Here is a 21544-nt window from a genome sequence, read left to right as displayed (position 1 = left end):
TCCAGCCCTAAAAATTATATTTTAAGCAACTGCAAAACTTACAACACTCAAAATTGCAATAATCCATATCGCTGGTGAAGTTGAAGAAAACTTACCAGTAAATAATCTGATTAATGCGTATGATACAAATGCTAAAGCAATACCATTACTAATACTATATGTTAACGGCATAGCAATCATAGCAAGAATAGCAGGAGCTGCTTCACCAATATCATCCCATTCTATATCAGTTATGTTTCTAACAAAAAGAACAGAAACAAACACTAAAGCTGCACCATCAATTTGTTTAGGTAAACTTGTTGCTAAAGGAGCAAAGAATATACAAGCCAAAAATAGAAGACCAATTACTAAAGAGGTCATTCCTGTTTTTCCACCAGCTTTTACACCAGCACCAGACTCAACATAACTTGTTACAGTTGTTGTTCCCATCATTGCACCCGCTACAGTTCCAACACTGTCAGCCATCATCGCTTTTTCAATGTCTTTAACTTTACCATTTTTATCAACCTTACCAGCAACGTTTGCTACTGAAGTTAATGTTCCTGCAGTATCAAAGAAATCAACAAATAATAAAGTAAACACTACAGTTGTCATACCAGCTGTTAATGCTGCTGATAAATCAAAATCAAATAGATAAGTCATTGGAGGTGGTGAGCTCGCAATTCCATTAAATTTAGCAAGTCCAGTAGCCCATGCAATAATACTGAATAGTAAAATACCAATAATGATATTTCCCTTAACTTTCATTTTTTCAAGAACAACCATCAAAATAAATGCTGCACAACCCAATAAAACAAGTGGATCACTCAAGTCACCTAATTGAACTAATGTTACCGGGTTATCAACAACAACTTCCATGATCTGAAGTCCAATTATTGCCAAGAATAATCCTATACCAGCGCCAATTCCTAATTTTAAACTTCTTGGAATTGAATTAATTAACCACGCTCTGATAGGTGTTAATGAAATGATTAAGAATAAAACCCCAGCAACTAGTACAGCTCCTAAAGCTTCTTGAGGCGTATAGCCCATTCCAGCACAAACACCAAATGCAACGAATGCATTAATTCCCATACCTGGCGCCAAACCTATCGGCCATGTTTTTCCATAAAATGCCATTATGAAACAAGCAAGCGCTGTTGCAACAATTGTTGCCGTGTATACTGCTCCAAATTCAAAGAACCCTTTTTCTGGTCCAGCAAATTCACCTGATAGTATAAATGGATTTAAAAACATAATGTAAGCCATTGTCAAAAATGTTGTTACACCAGCTATTACTTCTGTTTTAAAATCGGTCTTGTGTTTTTTATAGTCGAAATATTTTTCTAACATTGATCCTCCTAAGATTAAGATGGACTAATATTAGATTAATTAAGAAATTACTCTTAAAAATCTAAGTTTATCAACATATTTCAACTTATAAGTTTATATTTATGTCATATTTTGAGTGTTATCATTGAAGCATGCATAAATTAAAATTTATTTTAATAAGCTTATTTCTTTTAACTTTTGTTGTCGGCTGTCAAACAATCAAAAATAAAACAGACGCAATTGTTGAAAAAGAAAATGCTAAGTTAAGTGAATACATTGGAAAAACTTCAAGCAATTTACAAATGGAATTAGGTAAGCCAGATGAAGATTTTAAAAATGATAAAGGTAACTTAGAGCTTGTTTACAACACCAAAAAATATGGAATACTTTGCGAAAGAAGATTTGAAGTAGATTCTAATTCTATAGTGATTGGTTTTGTTTCAAACGGTTGTTTCTAAAAAACTTAATACTTGTGGGGAATGTACCCCACAAGTAAGGTTTTTACTTATTTTATTTCAATAAGTTTTTTCTTTTTATATTCAGGTACAATTCTTTCACAGGCAATTGTTAAAAGACCATCTTTTAATTCAGCACCATTAACTTTCACATCCTCAGCGATTGTAAATGATCTTGCAAATTGTCTTTGTGAAATACCTTTATGAATAATTTCACCATCATCAGATTTGTCCTCAGATTTATCAACTTGTTTTGTTCTTACAGTTAATAAATTGTCTTCAAACTCCACCTCTACATCATTTTTATTAAAACCAGCTAAAGCAACTTCAATAGCGTAGTTGTCTTTTCCAGTTTTTCTAATGTTGTACGGTGGATAATTGGACTGCATGGTTAACCCTCCATTTCCCAGCATATTTTCAAATTGGTCAAACATATCGTCAAATCCAATTGAAAAAGGTCTTAGAGTGTTAAATATAGATAGATCCCTACTTGTCATAGTTTCCTCCTTTGTTAGCAAGGTTAATTTAGTAAGCCCCATTAGGCGACTTACATATGATATTTAGGAATTAAGCTAAAAATTTCAAGATAGGACAACTAAATTTTTTTAGAAATTTTTAATGCAAATGCATAATCTAGTGCAATTTCTTCTATAGCCCCATCTCTACCTGATTTACCACCATGACCTGCGTTCATTTCAGTTTTTAAAAGTAATAAATTATTATCAGTTTTATATTCTCTTAGTTTGGCGGTAAATTTTGCTGGTTCATCAAACAATACTCTGTTGTCGCTTAAACTTGTTGTGATCAACATATGAGGATAATCCATTTTCTTAATATTATTATAGGGAGCATAAGAATAAATATAATCAAAGTGATCTTTTTTATCTTTTGCATTTCCAAACTCATCAAATTCTCCGACTGTTAAAGGTAAGGAGTGATCTAGATTAGTTGTCAAAGAGTCTACAAATGGTACTGCCATAATAATTCCTAGAAATAATTCAGGGGCTTGATTAACTACGGCACCCATAAGAAGACCACCTGCAGAACCACCCATACCTATTATTTGATTTTTTGAAGTATATTTATTTTCAATTAAGTATTTTGCAGAAGCAATATAATCTTCAAAAGTATTTTTTTTATTTAGCAGCTTTCCTTCTTTCCACCACTTCATGCCTCTTTCCATACCCCCTCTAATATGGGCCGTAACCCAGATGATATCTCTATTAATCAAACTTAATCTAGTAGCAGAAAAACTAGGGCTCATAGAGCTTCCGTAAGAGCCATAACCATAAAGCAGCAATTGAGCACTTCCATCCATTTTAGTTTTTTTATGCCTAGTAATTGTAAGAGGAACCAGTCTTCCATCGTGTGATTTACAATCTACTCTTTCTACAATGTAGTCATCAGGATTATGACCAGATGGGATCTCTTGTTCTTTAACTAATTTTTTTTCTTTTGTGCTTAAGTTATAAGAATAAACTCTAGATTGTGTTTTAGGTGAAGAATAACTTATGTATATTTCGTCTGTATTTTTATCTCTTTGCATCAAAGAGGCACCAGGAACATATACGGTTTCATCAGAAAAAATTAACTCTTCTTCTATTCCAGTTGTAATATTTTTTACAAATAATTTATCTAAAGCATCTGAAGTTTCAGATCTAATGATCCAATTTTTTAAGAATGTTAAACCTCCAATTAGAACCTCATCTTTTGCAGCAATAAAGGTTTTCCAGTCTGGTTTTTCCAAACTATTACTTATGTCTATTTTAAAATCTTCAGCATTTTCATTAGTATGATTGTAAAATTTACCATCCCAAGAATTGACCGAATAAAGAATTCCTCTTTGTCTTTTTTTTATTAATTTTGGTTTGGGATTTTTTTCATTAACATCAAAGTAATATTGTTCAGATGTATTATGGTCTGAAGAGCTGATAAAGAAATATTTATCATCTGCACTTAAACCAATTCCAACCGTAAAGGCTTCACTTTTTTCTTCGAAAATTAATTGATCTTCGCTAACTTTAGTACCTAATTTGTGTCTATAAATTTTTCTTGGTCTATGATTTTCATCAAGTTTTGAATAAAAAACAAACTGATCATCTAAACTAAATGTTATGCTACCTGATGTTTCCTCAATTTTTTCAGTAACTAATTTTTTTGTATTTATATCTCTAATATATATTGTGTAATATTCAGAACCCTTTGTATCTAAAGAATATCCCAAATATTTGTCATTAAAACTAACCTCCAAATCGCCAACACCAAAGTATTCTACTTTTAGTTTTTCTTTTTCTTCATCTCCATTCCAAATTTCTTCAATATTATTAGTTCCGATTTTTTTCCTTAATTTTATGGAATAATTTCCTTTGGTAGTTGTTTTTGACCAATATTCATAATCAAAATCTTTAAAAGGTAGAGACTCATCATCTAATTTTATTCTTCCTTTGATCTCATCAAATAATTTTTTTTGAATGGTCTTGGTATCTGACAAGTAAAAATCAGTATAAGAGTTTTCTTCTTCAAGATATTTTCTGACTTCAGGGTTTAATTTTTTGCTATCTTTTAAAACCTCCAGGATGTCATCTTGATGTATCCAACTATAATCATCTTCCCAACTAATATTATGACACGTTTTTATTTCTGATTTTTTTTTAAGATGTGGTATTTTCATGGATAGAAATTAAATATATGAATATTATTATTTATACACTAGTTTTTTTGGGAATTGCTTACTTTTTACTTAAATTAGCAGCTAACATTTCATCAAAAAAAATATCAAAACATTTAAGAAAATTAATTTTCTTAGGTTTGATAATTTTAGCAGTATTATTTGTAGTTGCTGGCAAGTTTTTATTAAGCATTCCTTTAACATTACTGAGCTTAGCTTTAGTTAAGTTAAAAGGGTTTTCAATATTTCAATTAATTGGTTTATTCAGACTTATACAAACACTTAGAAACTCTGGGAGATTTTCATTTAACCAAAATCAAAATGTTAAAAATTCTTCTAAAATATCTATAGAGGAAGCCTACAAAATTTTAAATTTAGATATAAAAAAAAATATTAGTAAAGATGATGTTAAAAATGCATACATAAAAATTCAGAAAAAGATACATCCAGATATTTCACCAGAGACCACAAGGTTATCGATGATTGTAAATGAAGCTAAAGAGATTGTATTAAAAGATATTTCTTAGTTAAGAATTTTTTTTAATTGATTAAAAATTTTGTCTGGATTAATTTTCTCTTTACCTAAAGTATTATGTTTTACTGTATTTTCTCCATCAGGGATAATTGGATACATTCTTGAGGTATAATTCCCATATATTAATGGTGTGTCTGCCATTAAAACAATTGTTTTAATACCAAGTCCTGACGAAAGATGACTAAAACTAGAATCATTACAAATAGAAATATCACAATTTTTAATTATTGGTAAAGTTTCTCTTATACTTAAGTCATCCAAAGGAATACATTTGTCTTTAAATTCTGTATTAAGTATTTCTTTTAAAATTTCTTGTTCTTCTTTATTTTTACCAGTAGCTAAAAAAAACCTACACTTATAAGCATTAGAGATTAAACGAATTAGTTTTATAAATATTTTAGCTGGAATTCTTTTAGTTGGTCCTGATCCACCTATGCCAAGTAAAATATTTTTTTGATCATTATTGATTTTAAATTTTAATTTTGCATCCTGAACAGATTGATCATTGATAATAATTTTTGGATCATCTTTTATAATTAAATTTAAGTTTTTATTTATAAATTTTTTTGCAGCATCTATTATATGCTGGTTTTTTTTTACAAGTAAGGGATATTGATAAATATTTTTAATGCCAGCAAATTTTGCAACTAAATAAAATCTAAGTGATGAATTAAAAATAAAAATTTTATCAAAGTTATGTTCTCTTAGTTCTTTTGCCAAGTTTATAAATCCACCAAAACCTTGGTGTCTAGCACCCTTGAGATTGTTACCTTGTTCAAGAATGATTATTTTTTCAATATTTTTATTATCTCTTAAGAATTGATCTGTTTTTGAACTTTGTTTAACTAGAATACTTACAGGAGTATTAAATTTTTTTGAAATAGCATCTATAAAAGGTAAGTAGATTACCATATCTCCAATTCCCATTTTATTTTGTACTACTAAAATTTTCATTTAATACTTTATCATCTTTACTAAAATTTTTATTTATATAAGTTTAGCATATGAGTAAAATTAAAGGTATTTACGCAGCTGGAATGTCAGTTTTTAATGATGATTTAAGTCTAAATATAGCAAAGACTATAAATCATGCAGAAAGAATAATAGATCAAGGTTGTCATGGTGTTGCTATTTTTGGAAGCACTGGGCAAGCACAACTTATATCTATAAGTGAAAAAATTAGCCTCTTAAATGAATTATCGAATAGCAAATATAAAGAAAAATATTTAATTGGAACTGGGCTAAATTCTTTAAATGAAACTATAAATTTAATGAAAGTAGCTAACTCTTTAAACTTTAGCGATTTTTTAATAATGCCACCAGCTTATTATAAGTATGGTGATAGTGAGGTAATAGAATTTTACTCAAAAGTAGTTGAAGCTGTACCAGACAGTAAGATTATATTATATAATTTTGAAAAGTTATGTGGCTACAAGTTTAGCGTTGAGTGTGTTGAGGAGCTTGTTAAGAAATTTCCAAAACAAATAGTTGGTGTCAAAGATAGCTCCTATAACCTATATGAAAATTTAAGGATTGATAATTTTTCTGTTATGCCGGGATCAGAATTGAAACTCCTAAAGGGTCTTGAGCTTGGATGTGATGGAATTATTACGGCAACTTGCAATGTAACTGCTAATTTATCTAGAAAAGTTTACGATGATTTTAACGAAAAAAAACAACAAACTGTAAATGATATACTATGCAAGGTTAGGGGTACTTTTGACCAATACAATTTAATATCAGGATTACATTCTTTTATGTCAGATCAAGACGATTGTTACAAAAATGTTATACCACCGGTTAGTCTTTTAAACGAAAAAGATAAAAAACAACTTGTGGAAGATCTCGGTAAGCTTAATTTTACATTAGGATCACTTAAGGCAGCTTAAATATAGCTAGCAAATTTTTTAACAACATTTTGAAACAAGAGACTATATTTATCAGTAATTAATTGATAAATCTAATTTTCTTAAAGTATGAAAAAAATAAAAAAAAATTCAGCTAAAAAAAAACCTTTAGTAAAAAAGAAGGTTAAAAAAATTACAAATAAAAATCATAAAAAAGATTTAAAAGTAAAAAAAAATATTTATAAAAAAAAAAAATAAGTAAAAATATAAAAACAAAAAAGAAAAAACAAAAAGTTAACACTAGAAAAAAAGTAACCTTAATATCAAGAGTAGTTACACTTCAGAATTCTTTAAAACCAGAATTTAACTTTAAAATTAATTTTAATTTAGAAAAATACATTCAAGCTTTTTTTGATAGTATCGCCAATAGAATATCTGAATATAAAACCTTAAAAGCTGAAGAAAAAAGAAGAAGACAACTTGAGGAAATTGAAAAAAAAGAACAAGAAAAATTACAAATCCAAAAACAAAAAGTAAAAGAAGAAGAGGAGCAAACTAAACTTAAAGAAAAAGCATTAAAAGAAGAAATTAAACTTGAAAAGGAAAGAGCAAGAGACATAAAATTATTTTTACGTAAGGAGCAAGCATTACTTAGAATTGAACATGCTGAAAGACAAAAACAATTTTTAAAACAATTACAATTAGAAAAACAGATTGAGAAATTTAGGATAAGAGAGATTAAAGAATTAGAAAAACTTGAAAAGATTTCATTAAAAGAAAAAAGAGATGATTATGCTGGTCTTCAAGCTAGGATAGAGAAATTAAAAGATAAATATAGAATTATAAGAGACCAAAAAATTAGAGAGAGAGTAGAAGCTTTAGGAGTAAAAATTCAAGGTGATGAGGATAGAGATACTTTACTCCAAAAAGAAAAAGATTATAAAATTGCAAGGCAGAAAATTGAACTTTCTCTTGAAAGCTTTTACAGAAGTGCCAGTAGTTTGGTTTTTCAACTAAATAAACGGCACATCACTAGACATATGTCTATTTTTAGATGCATTGATCAAAGATTTGAAACTGGTGAAATCTTTATCAAATGGGATGAAGCACCCGATGAAGAGTGGCTGTTATTAATTTATATAAAAAATAATTCTCCTGACGAAGGAATAGTCATTGAAGATAAATCAGATCCTGAAAAAAATTTATCTCATGAATTCAAATCAAATGAAATATTTAAAGCATCAGATCTAATGGTTGACTCGTTAACTCAGTTAATTTCAAGAAAAAGAGCCAAAAAAGATTAAATTAGATACTATCTTCTTTAATCAATCTTTCAATTTCAGGTATTAGTTCACGACTTTTAAATGAGGGGTGGAATTTTAATGCACTTTCAATACTCTTAATTGCTTTTTCATATTCTTGAAGTTTTATGAAAATTCTTGCTTGTCCTGATAAAGCCCCAAAGTGTCTAGGCTCTATATCTAAAACTTTATCAATATCATTTAATGAATTTTTAAACTGACTCATTAAAAAATATACTGTTGCTCTTTTATTCCAGGCTTCAGACCATTTAGGGTCATTCTCCAAGATATTACTAAAAACTTTTAATGCATAATTATAATCACCGTATTGCATCAGCTCTGTTCCAAACTCTAACTTTTCAGTTAATTTAAAATCATTAGGATGTTCATTCCAGACAGACCAAATTTTTTGCTCCAATAGAGCAGCACTTTTTGAATTATCAATAATTTGAAGTTGGTCAAAAAGATTATTTAAAATAACTTTCTGCGATGACTGAGCAGAAGAAACAAAACTAAATATAAATACAAATAGTATGAAAACTTTCATAATTAAAATATATTTTATTCAGTGCCTCATCTCAACATTAAAAACTTATTTCAAAAGTTGTTTCTTATTTTTTAAAAATAAAAAGAAAGCAATAATCTCATAAAAAAATGAAAATAAAGTAAAAATTATTGGAGTTTTAAAGAAACTATAAAGAAACTTATATTTAGGAATTTTTTTCCACACCAATAAAAAAGCTTCTGCCCCTCCAATTACTTTCTCCCCATCTTTAATATGAAGTCTACGCAAAAGGTTCTTAGCATTTCTTTGAGTTTCTATTTCTGCTGATTTATTATTTGTAATATCTACCCATTCTATGTCTTTAATATTTTGTTTTTTATACAAATTTATCTCAGCACGGCAAATTTTACATGAATTATTAAAATAAACTTTCACAATCTATTTTTTATCTTTCCAAGCTGTCATTCCACCAGCCATATTTTTCACATTTTTTATTCCCATGTCCTGCATAGTTTTTGTTGCAAGTGTGCTTTGACCTCCAAGACCGCAAAAAACTACATATTCTTTGTCAGGATTTTTCTTAAACATTTCATTTTCTAAAGGACTACCATCAGCTAAATAAAACTCTAATAAGCCTCTTTCTAAATTTACAGCATTACCAATAGTCTCTGACTCAAAACTATTTTTGTCTCTTACGTCTATAAATTGAACATTTGGGTCATTTAGTTTTTCTTTAGCTTCATTAACCGAAATATTTTTTATCTCGTTAGAAACGTTCATTAATTCATCAAATTTTTTCATTATATTGTCCTTTTTTTTAATTTATTCCTAAAATTATATAGAATCCGATAGATTGTATATGTGCGAAATACGACAATTGAAAAAATAATTATAACTATTACTTGTTATGTATGAATGATTTTTTTACTAAAACAGATTTATCAAGAAAAGATGCTGAAAGCATTATATCAGAAACATTAAATAGTTGTGATGATGGTGAGCTTTACTTGGAAAACTCTAAAAGTGAATCTATTGTACTTGATGATGATAAAATAAAGAGTTCTAGTTATAGTTCTGATCTAGGATATGGCTTAAGGGCGGTTACTGGTGAAGTAGTAGCTTATTCTCATTCAAATGAAATTTCAAAAAAATCATTAAAACAATCAGCTAGCAATCTAAGCTCAACATTGAAATCTCAAAAAGGTATTTACAATCATGAAATTCCTCAAACTAATGAAAAATTTTATAAAGATGTGAATCCGATAGAAGAAAAATCACTACAATCTAAATTGGATCTTTTAAAAGAAGTTAATAACTATACGAGAGCTAAAGGTGGAATGGTAAAACAAGTCACTGCTAGTTTTGCAGGTGAGCATAAATCTATAGAAATTATAAGATCTGGAGGTGAAGTGTTAACAGATGTTAGGCCTTTAATTCGTTTTAATGTTTCAGTTATGCTTGAGAAAGATGGAAAAAAAGAAACAGGAGTTTATGGAATTGGTGGAAGACAATCTTATGATGAATATCTTAAAGATGATAATTGGAAAAAAGTATGTGATGAAGCATTTAGAATTGCTTCAGTAAATCTTGAAAGTAAACCTGCACCAGCAGGAGAAATGAAAGTTGTTTTAGGATCGGGCTGGCCAGCAATACTTATTCATGAAGCTATAGGGCATGGTCTTGAAGGTGACTTTAACAGAAAAAAAACATCTGCTTTTCATAATTTAATGGGTCAAAGAGTTGCTAGTGAGGGTGTTACTATTGTTGATGATGGAACTCTTCATAATAGAAGAGGAAGTTTAACAATAGATGATGAAGGGACACCTACTGAAAAAACTGTTTTAATAGAAAATGGTATATTAAAAAATTTTATGCAAGATCGACTAAATGCTAGATTGATGAACACAAGATCAACAGGTAGTGGAAGACGAGAAAGCTACAAGCATGTTGTTCTACCAAGAATGAGAAACACCATGATGTTAAATGGAAAATATTCTCAAGAAGAGATGATTAAATCAGTTGATAAAGGAATATTTGCAGTAAGTTTTGGTGGTGGGCAAGTAGATATTACTTCAGGAAAATTTGTATTTAACTGTACAGAAGCTTATGAAATTATTAATGGTAAAATTGGATCACCTATTAAAGGTGCAACGTTAATTGGTGATGGACCTTCAATTTTAAAAGAGGTTTCATTGGTTGGCAACAACATGATGCTTGACCCAGGTATTGGAACCTGTGGAAAAGCAGGGCAAGGTGTTCCAGTAGGTGTGGCACAACCATCAATCTTAATTGATAAAATGACTGTTGGTGGAACTCAATTATAAATCATATGGTTAAAGATCAAGATTATTTAAAAAAGACAGCTTCTTTTTGTATAGATTTAGCAAAAAAACTTGGAGCAACAGATTCGACTGCTGCTGTGATGCACTCCATCTCAGAAACAGTAAATTTTAGAAATAAAAAATTAGATGAATCTGATCGGTCAGATAGCCTAGGTGTTAGTCTTACAACTTATATTGGCAAAAAAAAATCAAGTATTTCCTCTTCAAATCTTACAGAAGAAAATATCAAGACATTGGTTGAAAGATGTATTGAGACAACAAAAATTACTCCAGAGGATGAATATAATTCACTACCAGATAAAGACTTACTGGCTAATAAAATTAATGATCTAAATTTATATGATGATGACCATATAGAGAATGATGAAAAAATTGAGTATTTAAAAGAAGTAGAGGAGGCTGCATTTCAAAAAAAAGAAATTATTAATACAGAAACTGGTTTCTCTGAGTCAAAATCGAATTTTATATTAGCAAGCAGTGATGGTTTTTTAAATGGTTATAAATCTTCTTCTTTTTCAGCATCATGTGTGGCTGTAGCAAAAGATTCTAATAATAAAATGGAAAGAGATTATGAATTTACCAGTACTTGTCATCTAAATGATATGTTAAGACCCAGTCAAATTGGTGAAATGGCAGCAAAAAAAACACTACAAAAATTAGATCCAAGAAAAATAGAAAGTGAAAAAATCAGTATTGTCTTTGATAGAAGAATTTCAAAAGGAATATTGAGTACTTTTGCAAGCGCAATATCTGCTTCCTCAATTGCAAGAGGCACATCTTTTTTAAAAGACAAAATTAATGAGGAAATATTTACCTCTGCAATAAATATTTTTGATAAACCCAATATAGTTAAAGGATTAGGGTCAAGGTATTTTGATTCTGAAGGAGTGAAAACTGAAGAATTAAAGTTGGTAGATCAAGGTGTTTTAAAACATTATTTAGTTGATACCTATAATGGAAAAAAGCTAAACCTTAAGTCAAATGGTAGAAGTGGCGGAACAAGTAATTTATATTTTGAAAAAGGTTCCATTTCTTACAAGGACTTATTAAAATTAAATCAAAGAACTTTATATATTACAGAAACAATCGGTCATGGAAGTAATTTAGTTACAGGAGATTATTCAGTTGGTGCCACAGGGTTTATGGTTGAAAATGGAGTGTTTAAATATCCAGTAAGTGAAATAACTATTGCTGGAAATTTTAAAGATATATTCAAAAATATTACTTTGGCTGATGATCTTGAGTTTAAATATTCTACCAATGCTCCTACGATGTTAATAGAAGGCATGGTAGTTGCGGGTAAATGAAGGATTTCTGTATTATTGGCTCAGGTATTTCTGGCGCAACAATTGCAAATTCTCTCAGTAAAAAATATTCGTTAGATGTTTATGACAAAGCGAGAGGAGTTGGGGGAAGATCGTCTAATAAAAAGCTTAATAAGAATGAAAGCTTTGATCATGGTGTTCAGTATATTTCACCAAAAAGTATTCAATTTAAAAAATTTATAAAAAGTTTAATTTTAAAAAAAGTTGTTAAAAAATGGCCAGGAAAACATTTATTTTTAAATACTGATAAGAAAGAAGACAAAAAACATACTAAAATAATTGGAAAAAAAGGTAACAACGCAATCAGCAAATATCTATTAAAAGATATCAACTGCAATTTTAATAGTGAAGTAATTAAAATTTTTAATAAAAATAAAGTTTGGGAAATATATTTTTCTGATGGATCAAAAAAATTATATAAATCATTGATATTAACCTGTCCATTTCTTCAATTAAAAAAACTTTCAAAAAAATATATTAAACATTCATTTATTAATCAAAAAATAAAAATGGATGCAAATATAACAGTCATGATGGCAACAAAAAAAAGTAAACTTAATGTTAGTAGTTATTTTTTTAATGATAAAATTTTAGGTTGGGCTGGAAATGAAAATAGTAAAATGCGATTTAAAAGTAAAAATGATCTTTGGACTTTGCAGAGCACTTACTCATGGGCCAATAAAAAAATTGATAAAAATCGAGAAAATAAAAAATTGAACACAAAGATTATGATTGAGAAGTTTTTTAAGCTTACAGGTATTAAGAAAACCAAAGTTTTATTTTCATTAAATCATGGCTGGAAATATTCATCTAACTCAAAACCTTTGAGAATTAAAAGTTATTGGAATTCTTCCTTAAACCTAGGAGTTTGTGCTGATTGGTTTGTTGGACCTAGACTAGAGTCAGGATGGATAAGTGCTAAAGATCTTTTTAATAAAATAAATAAATAGTTTTATTCAAACTTTTTAACCTTATATTCCCAATTTCCTAATCTAGAATAAGTAACCTTTAAAATTAATGAATTTTTTTTATCAAACCATATATCAAAATTAAGTCTTTTATCTTTTGGTAAAGACATGTCTTTTGAGGTTAATTTAAAATGATCCACGTCATAGGTTTTACCGTAGAGTTCGATTTTTTCTTTAGCAACAAAGGTTACGACTTGTTCTTTGATGCTACCTGATATTGGACTAATTTGACTATCAGTTTGTAAAATTTTATGGCTCCACCAGTTTCCAACTACGTTATTTATTGATGCTATACCACTATAGGAAGAACCCTGAATATCAAATTTATTTGTTTGTTTATTAAATTCTAAATTTACATATTTTTTTTTATCATTTTGAAGTGTTTTAGAATTAAAAGAAATTAATTGATCTTTAATATACTTTTCCTCTCCAAACCCTTCAATTTCAAAAATAGTTGCACCAAATAATTTCACTGCAAATTTAATTTGATTTGTAACGGTTGTCTTATCTCCATCCTTTTTAAAAAAATAATAATTATAACCAATAACTTCACCATCTTTTAAAATCTCCATTTCAATTTTATTAAATTTATTATAATGCGCCATATGAGCATTAGAGCTGAGTGAATATACTAAGAAAAATATTAATATAAAAAATTTTTTCATAAAGGAGTAACAATAATAGACTTTGGTTTTAAAAGAAGTAATTTATTGAAAATATGTTCTTGAAAATTAAAAATATTCCTAAAGTATATTGGAGTTCTGAAAAACCATTAAATCTTAAACCAAAAATTTCAACTTTCTTTTTTTTGTGTCTTGGATTAGTTTTATTTGGTCTAGGTGAGGGATTATTAATAGTTTCTTTTGCGGGGGCTTCCCCTTGGTCTATTCTTGCACAAGGTATTGCATTGAATGTTGATCTTTCAATTGGAATAATAACAGTATTAATTAGTATTGGAGTTTTGTTTCTTTGGTTACCACTTAAACAAAAACCTGGAATTGGAACAATTTTAAATGCAATAATTATTGGTTTAATGATCGATGTCTGCATAAAATTTATACCAACCCCTGAAAATTATTTAAATCAATTAATTTTAGCAACAATTGCTGTACTTACGGTTGGTCTTGGTGGGGGGATTTATCTTGTTGCAAACTTAGGTGCAGGACCAAGAGATGGACTAATGGTTGGTTTACAAAAAAAAACTAACTTACCCATTGCAACTGTAAGAGCTTTTCTTGAAATAACAGTCATGTCTATTGGATGGTATTTAGGTGGAACAGTTGGAATTGGAACTTTATTATTTGCTTTTGGAATAGGACCTTCGGTTGCTTTAGGATTATATCTTGTTGGAAAAACTTTTAATTAAAGAGGTGTTCCAGATTTCTCATTCTTTTTTCTGTCATTAGGATTTAGAATAGCTTTTCTTAATCTAAGAGATTTTGGAGTAATCTCCAAAGCTTCATCAGTATTTAGCATACTTAATTGTTCAGCAATTGACATTTGTCTTACTGGTGTAAGCACAACATTTTCATCAGTTCCTTGAGTTCTCATATTCGTTAACTGCTTACCTTTCATGACATTTATAATCATATCACCTGGTTTTGGGGCTAATCCGACAATCATTCCTTCATAAACGGGATCATTATGAGTTACAAACATTTCACCTCTTGCCTGCAAGTTAAATATTGCAAATGCAACAGCTTTTCCGTTTGCCATTGAAATTAAAGCGCCATTTTTTCTGCCATCCATTTCACCTTCAAATTTTCCATAACCATGGAAGATTCTATTAATTACACCAGTTCCTTTTGTTAAAGTTAAAAATCTACTTGTGTAACCCATCAAGCCTCTTGTTGGTGCATGAAAGATTAATCTTTTTTTATCTTTTCCTGTATCTTTAAGATCAAGTAATTTACCTTTTCTTCTATTCATTGAGTCAATAATCTTTGATGAAAACTCTTCATCTACATCAACAGTAATCTCTTCAATTGGTTCAAGTCTGTTACCATTATCATCTTTTTGATATAAAACTTTTGGAGGACTTACAGTCATTTCAAAACCTTCACGTCTCATTTGTGTCAGTAGAATTTCAAGCATTAGCTCACCACGACCACTTATTACAAAAGCGTCTACGTTTGCATTTTGAGAAAAAGAAATTCCAACATTATTTTGTGCTTCAGTAACCAGTCTATCTCTGATTTGAGTACTTGTTAATTTTTTACCTTCTGTCCCAGCTAAAGGTGAACTATTCACACTTATAGTAATAGACATTGTTGGAGGATCTATTGGAGTTGCTGGAAGTGGATCGTTTACTTCAAGATCACAAATTGTATCTGCTACATTAGCTTTTTCTAAACCTGCAATTACAACAATATCTCCTGCTTCACCAACTTCAATGGGTACTTTTTTTGTTCCTTCATATCTGAAGATTTTAGTTAATCTACCTTCATCAACTTTCTCACCTTTAAGATTTATTGCTTTAATAGGCTGGTTAGCTTTTGCTGTTCCTTGAGATATTTTTCCAACCAAACTTCTACCCAAGAAACTATCTGCGTATAATAAAGTAGATAGCATTGCGAAAGGTTTAGTTTTATCAAGATCTGCTGGCTTAACATGTTCTATAATTAAATCTAATAATGGGTGTAAATTTTCTCTTGGGCCATCTACTTCTTTATCAGCCCATCCAGATCTGCCACTTGCATACATAACTGGAAAGTCTAACTGTTCCTCGTTTGCATCTAAACTTACAAATAAGTCAAATGTTTCATCTAAAACTTCATTAGCTCTTTGATCAGCTTTATCTAGTTTGTTAATTACAACAATGGGCTTTAAACCTTGCTTAAGAGCTTTTGCTAATACGAATTTTGTTTGTGGCATTACACCTTCAGCAGAATCAATTAATAATAAAGCACCATCAGCCATACTTAAAACACGTTCTACTTCAGCCGCAAAATCTCTGTGACCTGGTGTATCGATAATATTAACTCTAGTACCTTGCCAATCAATAGAAGCAGGTTTAGCTAGAATAGTAATTCCTCTTTCTTTTTCCAACTCCCCAGAGTCCATCAATCTTTCATCTACAACTTCATTTTCTCTAAATGAACCACTTTGTTTCATTAGATTATCAATCATAGTTGTTTTACCATGGTCAACGTGAGCGATAATTGTGATGTTTCGAATATTGTTACTCATAATTTGACGCTCTTATACATTAATTGAGTCATTTGAAAACTTAAAAAAAATCAATATTTACTCGCTTAAATTAATTTTTCTAAAAATTCACTTCTTGTGATTGTTATAAAAACGTATAGATATCCCTATATAAATTAGACGTATTAAAGGATTAAGAGCATATCTCCTTAAATTTTAAAAAATCTAAATACCTAAATGGAAAACTTTAAATTACTAAAAATAGAAGATTCGTTAAAGAATTCATTGGAAAAAATGAAGTTTACGAAACCGACTCCAATTCAGGCGATGGCAATTCCTGTTGCTTTAGAGGGAAAAGATATTTTAGGAACAGCTCAAACAGGAACTGGAAAAACATTGGCATTCAGCATTCCTCTAATAAATAAATTAATATTAGATAAAAATGCATTTGCATTAGTTATGTGTCCAACTAGAGAGCTTGCAACTCAAGTAATGGCTGCAATTAAAAGCATTATTAGTGATAAAATTAACATTAAAACTGCCTTACTTATTGGTGGAGAGGCAATGCAAAAACAACTTAGACAACTAGGTAATAGATCAAGAATAATAGTTGGAACTCCTGGAAGAATTAATGACCACTTAAAAAGAAAAAGTTTAAATCTATCTGCCACTAAATACCTAGTACTAGATGAAACTGACAGAATGTTAGATATGGGTTTTACCCCTCAAATAGAATTAATTTTAAAATTTGTTCCAAAAGATCATCAAACTTTATTATTTTCTGCAACACTACCTCAGAATATTGTTAGAATTTCTGAGAGATATCTAAATAAGCCTCAAAGAATTTCAACAGGGTCAACATCAGTACCTATTGCAAAGATTAAACAAGAAACTCTTCAAGTTTTTAAAGAGAATAAATACGATCAACTAGTAGACCAATTTATAGCAAGAAAAGGATCAATATTAGTTTTTGTTAAAACTAAAAGAGGTGCTGATAAAATGGTTAAGCGTCTTAAAGAAGAGGGTCATTCAGCGGATGCTATTCATGGAGATCTTCGTCAAAGTAAAAGAGATCGTGTAATTACCTCATTTAGAAAAGGCCTTAAGAGAATATTAATTGCAACAGATGTTGCTGCAAGAGGTTTAGATATTCCTTTAATTCAACATGTAATTAATTTTGATCTTCCACAAGTACCAGAAGATTATGTTCATAGAATTGGAAGAACTGCTAGAGCAGGAACAGAAGGTTCTGCTTTAACTTTTCTTACCCCAGATGATAGATCGATGTGGAATGAAATTAGTAAATTAATTGATCCAAATTTTAAACCTGCACCTCGTGGCGCAAGAGGAGACTCAAGAGGAGGAAAAAGAGGAAAAGCTCCTTACAATAAAAAAAGAAAATTCAGAGATGAAAAAAAATCATTTGGTAAAGGAAGACCTGACCGATCATCAAGAGATGGAGAGAAAAAAAGTTTCGGTTACAAAGGAAAATCTAGTTTTGGAGATAAATCAAAACCCTCTAGTTACGGAAGATCTAGTTCATCATCAAGAGATGGAGAGAAAAAAAGTTTCGGTTACAAAGGAAAATCTAGTTTTGGAGATAAATCAAAACCCTCTAGTTACGGAAGATCTAGTTCATCATCAAGAGATGGAGAGAAAAAAAGTTTCGGTTACAAAGGAAAATCTAGTTTTGGAGATAAATCAAAACCCTCTAGTTACGGAAGATCTAGTTTTGGAGATAAATCAAAACCCTCTAGTTACGGAAGATCTAGTTCATCATCAAGAGATGGAGAGAAAAAAAGTTTCGGTTACAAAGGAAAATCTAGTTTTACAAAAAAAGATAACTCGAAACCAACAGGATTTACAAATAATCCAAAATACTTTGGAAAAAAAACATCTGAAAGTTCATCTACTAGTGGAGAGAAAAAAAGCTCTAGTTTTGATGGAAAGAAGAAGTTTAAAAGTAGAAGTGATAGACCTAAAAGCTTTACCTTCAAAAAACATAGTCAAAAAAGAGCTAAAGTCTAAGATTTTTTAGATTTCTCTTTTTTATTTTTTCTTTTTTCTTTCAGGCTTAATTTTGGTTTTTTAGCAGTACTTGAATCTTTAAATGATTTTCCACTGTATCTTTTTGACATATCTTAATCTTATAACAGCTTAATAAAAAAAAAGGCCACCTAAAAAGATGGCCTTTGAATTTCTTTTTGAAAAGAGTGGGATTACATGCCCATTCCACCCATACCACCCATGCCGCCCATTCCACCAGGCATTCCACCAGGCATTCCACCAGCACCAGAATCTTTATCATCTGGTTTGTCAGCAATCATGGCTTCAGTAGTTACAAGTAATCCAGCAATCGAAGCTGCATCTTGTAAAGCTGTTCTTACAACTTTAACAGGATCGATGATACCTTTTGCAAACATATCAACGTATTCTTCGTTCTGAGCATCGTAACCCATATTCTTTTTATTTTGTTCAAGTAGTTTTCCAACTACAACTGAACCATCAACTCCAGCATTTAAAGTTATTTGTCTAATAGGAGCCTGTAAAGCCTTAGCAACTAATGCAACACCAGCTTTTTGATCGTCTCCTTTAACTTTAAGTGTGTCAAGACTTTGTGAAGCGTATAAAAGAGCACAACCACCACCAACTACTATTCCTTCTTCAGCAGCAGCTCTAGTTGCATTAAGAGCATCTTCAACTCTATCTTTTCTTTCTTTAACTTCTACTTCAGTTGCACCACCAACTTTGATTACAGCAACTCCACCAGCAAGTTTTGCTAGTCTTTCTTGAAGTTTTTCTCTGTCATAATCAGAAGTTGTTTCACCTACTTGTTGTTTGATTTGAGCACATCTAGCTTCAATTTCAGATTTTTTACCATTGCCGCTAATGATTGTGCTGTTATCTTTATCAACTTTAACTCTCTTACAAGATCCAAGATCAGTAAGTTTAACGTTTTCAAGTTTAACACCAATATCTTCTGAGATAACCTGACCGCCTGTTAAAATTGCAATATCATCAAGCATTGATTTTCTTCTATCACCAAAACCAGGTGCTTTAACTGCAACAACTTTTAAACCACCTCTAAGTTTATTTACAACAAGAGTTGCAAGAGCTTCGCCCTCAACATCCTCAGAAATAATCATTAGTGGTCTACCAGCTTGTACAACGGCCTCTAAAAGTGGAACCATTGGTTGTAAGTTAGTTAATTTCTTTTCATGTAATAAGATGAAAGGATTTTCTAACTCTGTAGTCATTTTATCAGCGTTAGTAATAAAGTATGGTGATAAATAACCCCTATCAAACTGCATACCTTCAACAACGTCTAACTCAGTTTCAACTCCTTTAGCTTCTTCAACAGTGATAACACCTTCATTGCCAACTTTTTGCATAGCTTTTGCAATCATGTTACCAATTTCTTTATCACCATTAGCTGAAATAGTTCCAACTTGAGCAATTTCATCAGTATCTTTTACTTTTTTTGCTGAAGCAATTAAACTTGCTTTAACATGATCTACTGCTGAGTCTATTCCTCTTTTAACATCCATAGGGTTCATGCCAGCTGTTACATATTTTACACCTTCTTTAACAATTGCTTGTGCTAAAATAGTTGCTGTAGTTGTTCCATCACCAGCTTCCTCATTTGTTTTGCTAGCAACTTCCTTAACCATTTGAGCACCCATGTTTTCAAATTTATCTTCAAGATCAATTTCTTTTGCAACAGAAACACCATCTTTAGTAATTCTTGGTGCACCATAAGATTTGTCGATAACAACGTTTCTACCTTTTGGTCCAAGAGTAACTTTTACTGTGTTAGCAAGGATATCAACACCTCTTATCATTGCTGCTCTTGCTTCAGAGTCGAATTTTACAACTTTTGCCATTTTATTTTCTCCTTTAAATTAAATTATTTGCCAGAAATACCCATAATGTCAGACTCTTTCATTATGCTGTATTCTTTGCCATCTATTTTGATTTCAGTTCCTGACCATTTGCCAAAAAGAACTTTGTCTCCAACTTTCACATCCATTGGAATTAGTTTTCCATCTTCAGTTTTTGCACCACCACCAACAGCAATAACTTTACCTTCTTGAGGCTTTTCTTGAGCTGTATCGGGGATAATTATTCCTCCAGCAGTTTTTTCACTACTGTCTAAAACTTCTATTAAAACTCTATCGTGTAACGGTTTAAATTTCATAAATTCTCCTTTTATTATGCGACTCATATAGCTATTAGGTTTACTATTTCAAGAGATGTTAAAAAAAATATGTAAGGCAAAAAACCAGAGAAATTGTGTTTTTTATAAGTTATACCTCCCATAATGACTAAGAATTTAGATAAGGATGGATTAAGGTCGATTGTAGAGAATTATGATATTTTTTATATCGATTTATGGGGTGTTGTTCATAATGGGATAACTCTTCATAAAAACGCAATCGAAACCTTAGAAGAAATCACCAAAGCAAATAAAGACTATGTTCTTTTAACCAATGCGCCAAGACCTAATAAAGTGGTTAAAACAATCTTAGAAAAAATGGGGATGAATAAAGAAATTAGAGAAAAAGTTTATTCTTCAGGAGAGGCTTCATTAAGTTATTTAAAGAAAAACTACTCAGATAAACTTTTTTATCATATTGGGCCCACTAGGGATTTTGATTTGTTTTCAGACTTTAAAAAAAATAAATCTAAAGATATTAAAGGTAGTCAATATTTATTATGTACAGGATTATTTGAAGAGCAGGCAGAAGATTTAAACTATTTTAAAGATTTATTGAAAGAGCATATTAATAAAATAATGATATGCACCAACCCAGACTTAATTGTTGATAAAGGAAACAGAAGAGAATTATGTGCAGGGTCTGTAGCTCTTGTTTTTGAAAAAATGGGAGGAGAGGTTATTTATTTTGGAAAACCTTTTCCTGAAGTTTATAATCAAGCAATTAATAATGAAGGAAAAAAAGTTTTATCTATCGGTGATAATTTAAACACAGATATTAAGGGAGCTAATCTTTTAAATTTTAATTCTTTAATTATATCAAATGGTGTTCATAGAGATGAAATTAAAAAAGAAGGTATTGATGTAATTTCAAAAAAATATGAAGTTGTTGTAAACTTTATTCAAACAGAATTAAAATGGTAA

At 30.1% G+C, this 21544-nt stretch carries 22 protein-coding genes; 11 read left to right on the top strand and 11 right to left on the bottom strand.

Annotated elements, in window-relative coordinates; translation table 11 throughout:
- Positions 1-21: 21 nt before the first annotated feature.
- Entirely contained in the window at positions 22-1332 is a 1311-nt protein-coding gene (locus AC5SLW_RS05755) for an NCS2 family permease (protein WP_011281527.1), read from the bottom strand.
- Between the two features lie 131 nt (positions 1333-1463).
- On the opposite strand from AC5SLW_RS05755, the gene AC5SLW_RS05750 reads away from it, so the two are divergent.
- Entirely contained in the window at positions 1464-1769 is a 306-nt protein-coding gene (locus AC5SLW_RS05750; protein WP_494574920.1) for a hypothetical protein, read from the top strand.
- A gap of 47 nt (positions 1770-1816) precedes the next feature.
- Here the strand turns inward: AC5SLW_RS05750 and AC5SLW_RS05745 are convergent, their stop codons facing one another.
- Positions 1817-2263 carry an Hsp20 family protein gene (locus tag AC5SLW_RS05745; protein WP_006997730.1) on the bottom strand — a complete coding sequence of 149 codons (447 nt, stop codon included), beginning with the start codon at positions 2261-2263 and terminating at the stop codon, positions 1817-1819.
- A 98-nt stretch (positions 2264-2361) separates the two neighbouring features.
- On the bottom strand, positions 2362-4437 hold the full coding sequence (locus AC5SLW_RS05740) for a S9 family peptidase (protein WP_494574918.1): 2076 nt from the start codon (positions 4435-4437) through the stop codon (positions 2362-2364).
- A 17-nt stretch (positions 4438-4454) separates the two neighbouring features.
- Between AC5SLW_RS05740 and AC5SLW_RS05735 the strand changes: the two genes are divergently transcribed.
- The gene (locus AC5SLW_RS05735; protein ID WP_494574916.1) at positions 4455-4961 is read left to right on the top strand and encodes a J domain-containing protein; all 507 of its coding nucleotides are present in this window, start codon (positions 4455-4457) and stop codon (positions 4959-4961) included.
- On the opposite strand, the gene AC5SLW_RS05730 is transcribed toward AC5SLW_RS05735, so the two are convergent.
- Entirely contained in the window at positions 4958-5923 is a 966-nt protein-coding gene (locus AC5SLW_RS05730) for a glycosyltransferase family 9 protein (protein WP_494574914.1), read from the bottom strand. The genes AC5SLW_RS05735 and AC5SLW_RS05730 overlap by 4 nt on opposite strands.
- Positions 5924-5973: 50 nt before the next feature.
- Between AC5SLW_RS05730 and AC5SLW_RS05725 the strand changes: the two genes are divergently transcribed.
- The 3 genes from AC5SLW_RS05725 to AC5SLW_RS05715 all read left to right on the top strand — a co-directional run bounded on the left by AC5SLW_RS05725 (position 5974) and on the right by AC5SLW_RS05715 (position 8120).
- A complete protein-coding gene (locus AC5SLW_RS05725; protein WP_494574912.1) occupies positions 5974-6858 on the top strand; it encodes a dihydrodipicolinate synthase family protein in 885 nt (294 codons plus the stop codon).
- 87 nt (positions 6859-6945) lie between these two features.
- Positions 6946-7074, top strand: coding sequence for a hypothetical protein (locus AC5SLW_RS05720; protein ID WP_494574910.1), 129 nt, complete (start codon positions 6946-6948; stop codon positions 7072-7074).
- A 782-nt stretch (positions 7075-7856) separates the two neighbouring features.
- Positions 7857-8120 (top strand): hypothetical protein, encoded by a 264-nt coding sequence (locus AC5SLW_RS05715; RefSeq protein ID WP_494573954.1) that lies wholly within the window; start codon positions 7857-7859, stop codon positions 8118-8120.
- A gap of 1 nt (position 8121) precedes the next feature.
- Here the strand turns inward: AC5SLW_RS05715 and AC5SLW_RS05710 are convergent, their stop codons facing one another.
- The 3 genes from AC5SLW_RS05710 to AC5SLW_RS05700 are packed head-to-tail and all read right to left on the bottom strand — an operon-like array spanning position 8122 to position 9423.
- Complete coding sequence (locus AC5SLW_RS05710) at positions 8122-8664, bottom strand: tetratricopeptide repeat protein (RefSeq protein WP_494574908.1); 543 nt, start codon at positions 8662-8664, stop codon at positions 8122-8124.
- 45 nt (positions 8665-8709) lie between these two features.
- Positions 8710-9057: a thiol-disulfide oxidoreductase DCC family protein gene (locus AC5SLW_RS05705; protein ID WP_006997738.1), complete on the bottom strand. Its 348-nt coding sequence runs from the start codon at positions 9055-9057 to the stop codon at positions 8710-8712.
- A 3-nt stretch (positions 9058-9060) separates the two neighbouring features.
- Positions 9061-9423 (bottom strand): rhodanese-like domain-containing protein, encoded by a 363-nt coding sequence (locus tag AC5SLW_RS05700; protein ID WP_494574906.1) that lies wholly within the window; start codon positions 9421-9423, stop codon positions 9061-9063.
- A 110-nt stretch (positions 9424-9533) separates the two neighbouring features.
- On the opposite strand from AC5SLW_RS05700, the gene tldD reads away from it, so the two are divergent.
- From tldD to AC5SLW_RS05685, 3 genes are read left to right on the top strand one after another with little or no spacing between them, the layout of a single operon-like run.
- Entirely contained in the window at positions 9534-10946 is a 1413-nt protein-coding gene (gene tldD, locus AC5SLW_RS05695; RefSeq protein WP_011281517.1) for a metalloprotease TldD, read from the top strand.
- 5 nt (positions 10947-10951) lie between these two features.
- A complete protein-coding gene (locus AC5SLW_RS05690) occupies positions 10952-12271 on the top strand; it encodes a TldD/PmbA family protein (RefSeq protein WP_271480768.1) in 1320 nt (439 codons plus the stop codon).
- A complete protein-coding gene (locus tag AC5SLW_RS05685) occupies positions 12268-13239 on the top strand; it encodes an NAD(P)/FAD-dependent oxidoreductase (RefSeq protein ID WP_494574904.1) in 972 nt (323 codons plus the stop codon). Before AC5SLW_RS05690 ends, AC5SLW_RS05685 begins: the two co-directional genes overlap by 4 nt.
- A 2-nt stretch (positions 13240-13241) precedes the next feature.
- Here AC5SLW_RS05685 and AC5SLW_RS05680 read toward each other — a convergent pair whose 3' ends face one another.
- The gene (locus AC5SLW_RS05680) at positions 13242-13922 is read right to left on the bottom strand and encodes a DUF6134 family protein (protein ID WP_494574902.1); all 681 of its coding nucleotides are present in this window, start codon (positions 13920-13922) and stop codon (positions 13242-13244) included.
- A 53-nt stretch (positions 13923-13975) separates the two neighbouring features.
- Between AC5SLW_RS05680 and yczE the strand changes: the two genes are divergently transcribed.
- Positions 13976-14623: a membrane protein YczE gene (yczE, locus tag AC5SLW_RS05675; RefSeq protein ID WP_018413573.1), complete on the top strand. Its 648-nt coding sequence runs from the start codon at positions 13976-13978 to the stop codon at positions 14621-14623.
- On the opposite strand, the gene typA is transcribed toward yczE, so the two are convergent.
- On the bottom strand, positions 14620-16446 hold the full coding sequence (typA, locus tag AC5SLW_RS05670; protein ID WP_006997745.1) for a translational GTPase TypA: 1827 nt from the start codon (positions 16444-16446) through the stop codon (positions 14620-14622). The genes yczE and typA overlap by 4 nt on opposite strands.
- Before the next feature lie 195 nt (positions 16447-16641).
- Here typA and AC5SLW_RS05665 point away from each other — a divergent pair, with 195 nt between their 5' ends.
- Positions 16642-18432 (top strand): DEAD/DEAH box helicase, encoded by a 1791-nt coding sequence (locus AC5SLW_RS05665; RefSeq protein ID WP_494574900.1) that lies wholly within the window; start codon positions 16642-16644, stop codon positions 18430-18432.
- Between the two features lie 191 nt (positions 18433-18623).
- On the opposite strand, the gene groL is transcribed toward AC5SLW_RS05665, so the two are convergent.
- Together groL and groES are read right to left on the bottom strand one after the other, a co-directional pair.
- Positions 18624-20288: a chaperonin GroEL gene (gene groL, locus AC5SLW_RS05660; RefSeq protein WP_006997748.1), complete on the bottom strand. Its 1665-nt coding sequence runs from the start codon at positions 20286-20288 to the stop codon at positions 18624-18626.
- 23 nt (positions 20289-20311) lie between these two features.
- Positions 20312-20602 (bottom strand): co-chaperone GroES, encoded by a 291-nt coding sequence (gene groES / locus AC5SLW_RS05655; RefSeq protein WP_006997749.1) that lies wholly within the window; start codon positions 20600-20602, stop codon positions 20312-20314.
- A 123-nt stretch (positions 20603-20725) separates the two neighbouring features.
- On the opposite strand from groES, the gene AC5SLW_RS05650 reads away from it, so the two are divergent.
- Positions 20726-21544: a TIGR01459 family HAD-type hydrolase gene (locus AC5SLW_RS05650; protein ID WP_494574898.1), complete on the top strand. Its 819-nt coding sequence runs from the start codon at positions 20726-20728 to the stop codon at positions 21542-21544.

The sequence above is a fragment of the Candidatus Pelagibacter sp. PS_40 genome (genome assembly GCF_059417765.1).
The sequence above is the reverse complement of the archived record's forward strand: the minus strand, read 5'-3'. Positions and strand labels throughout refer to the sequence as shown.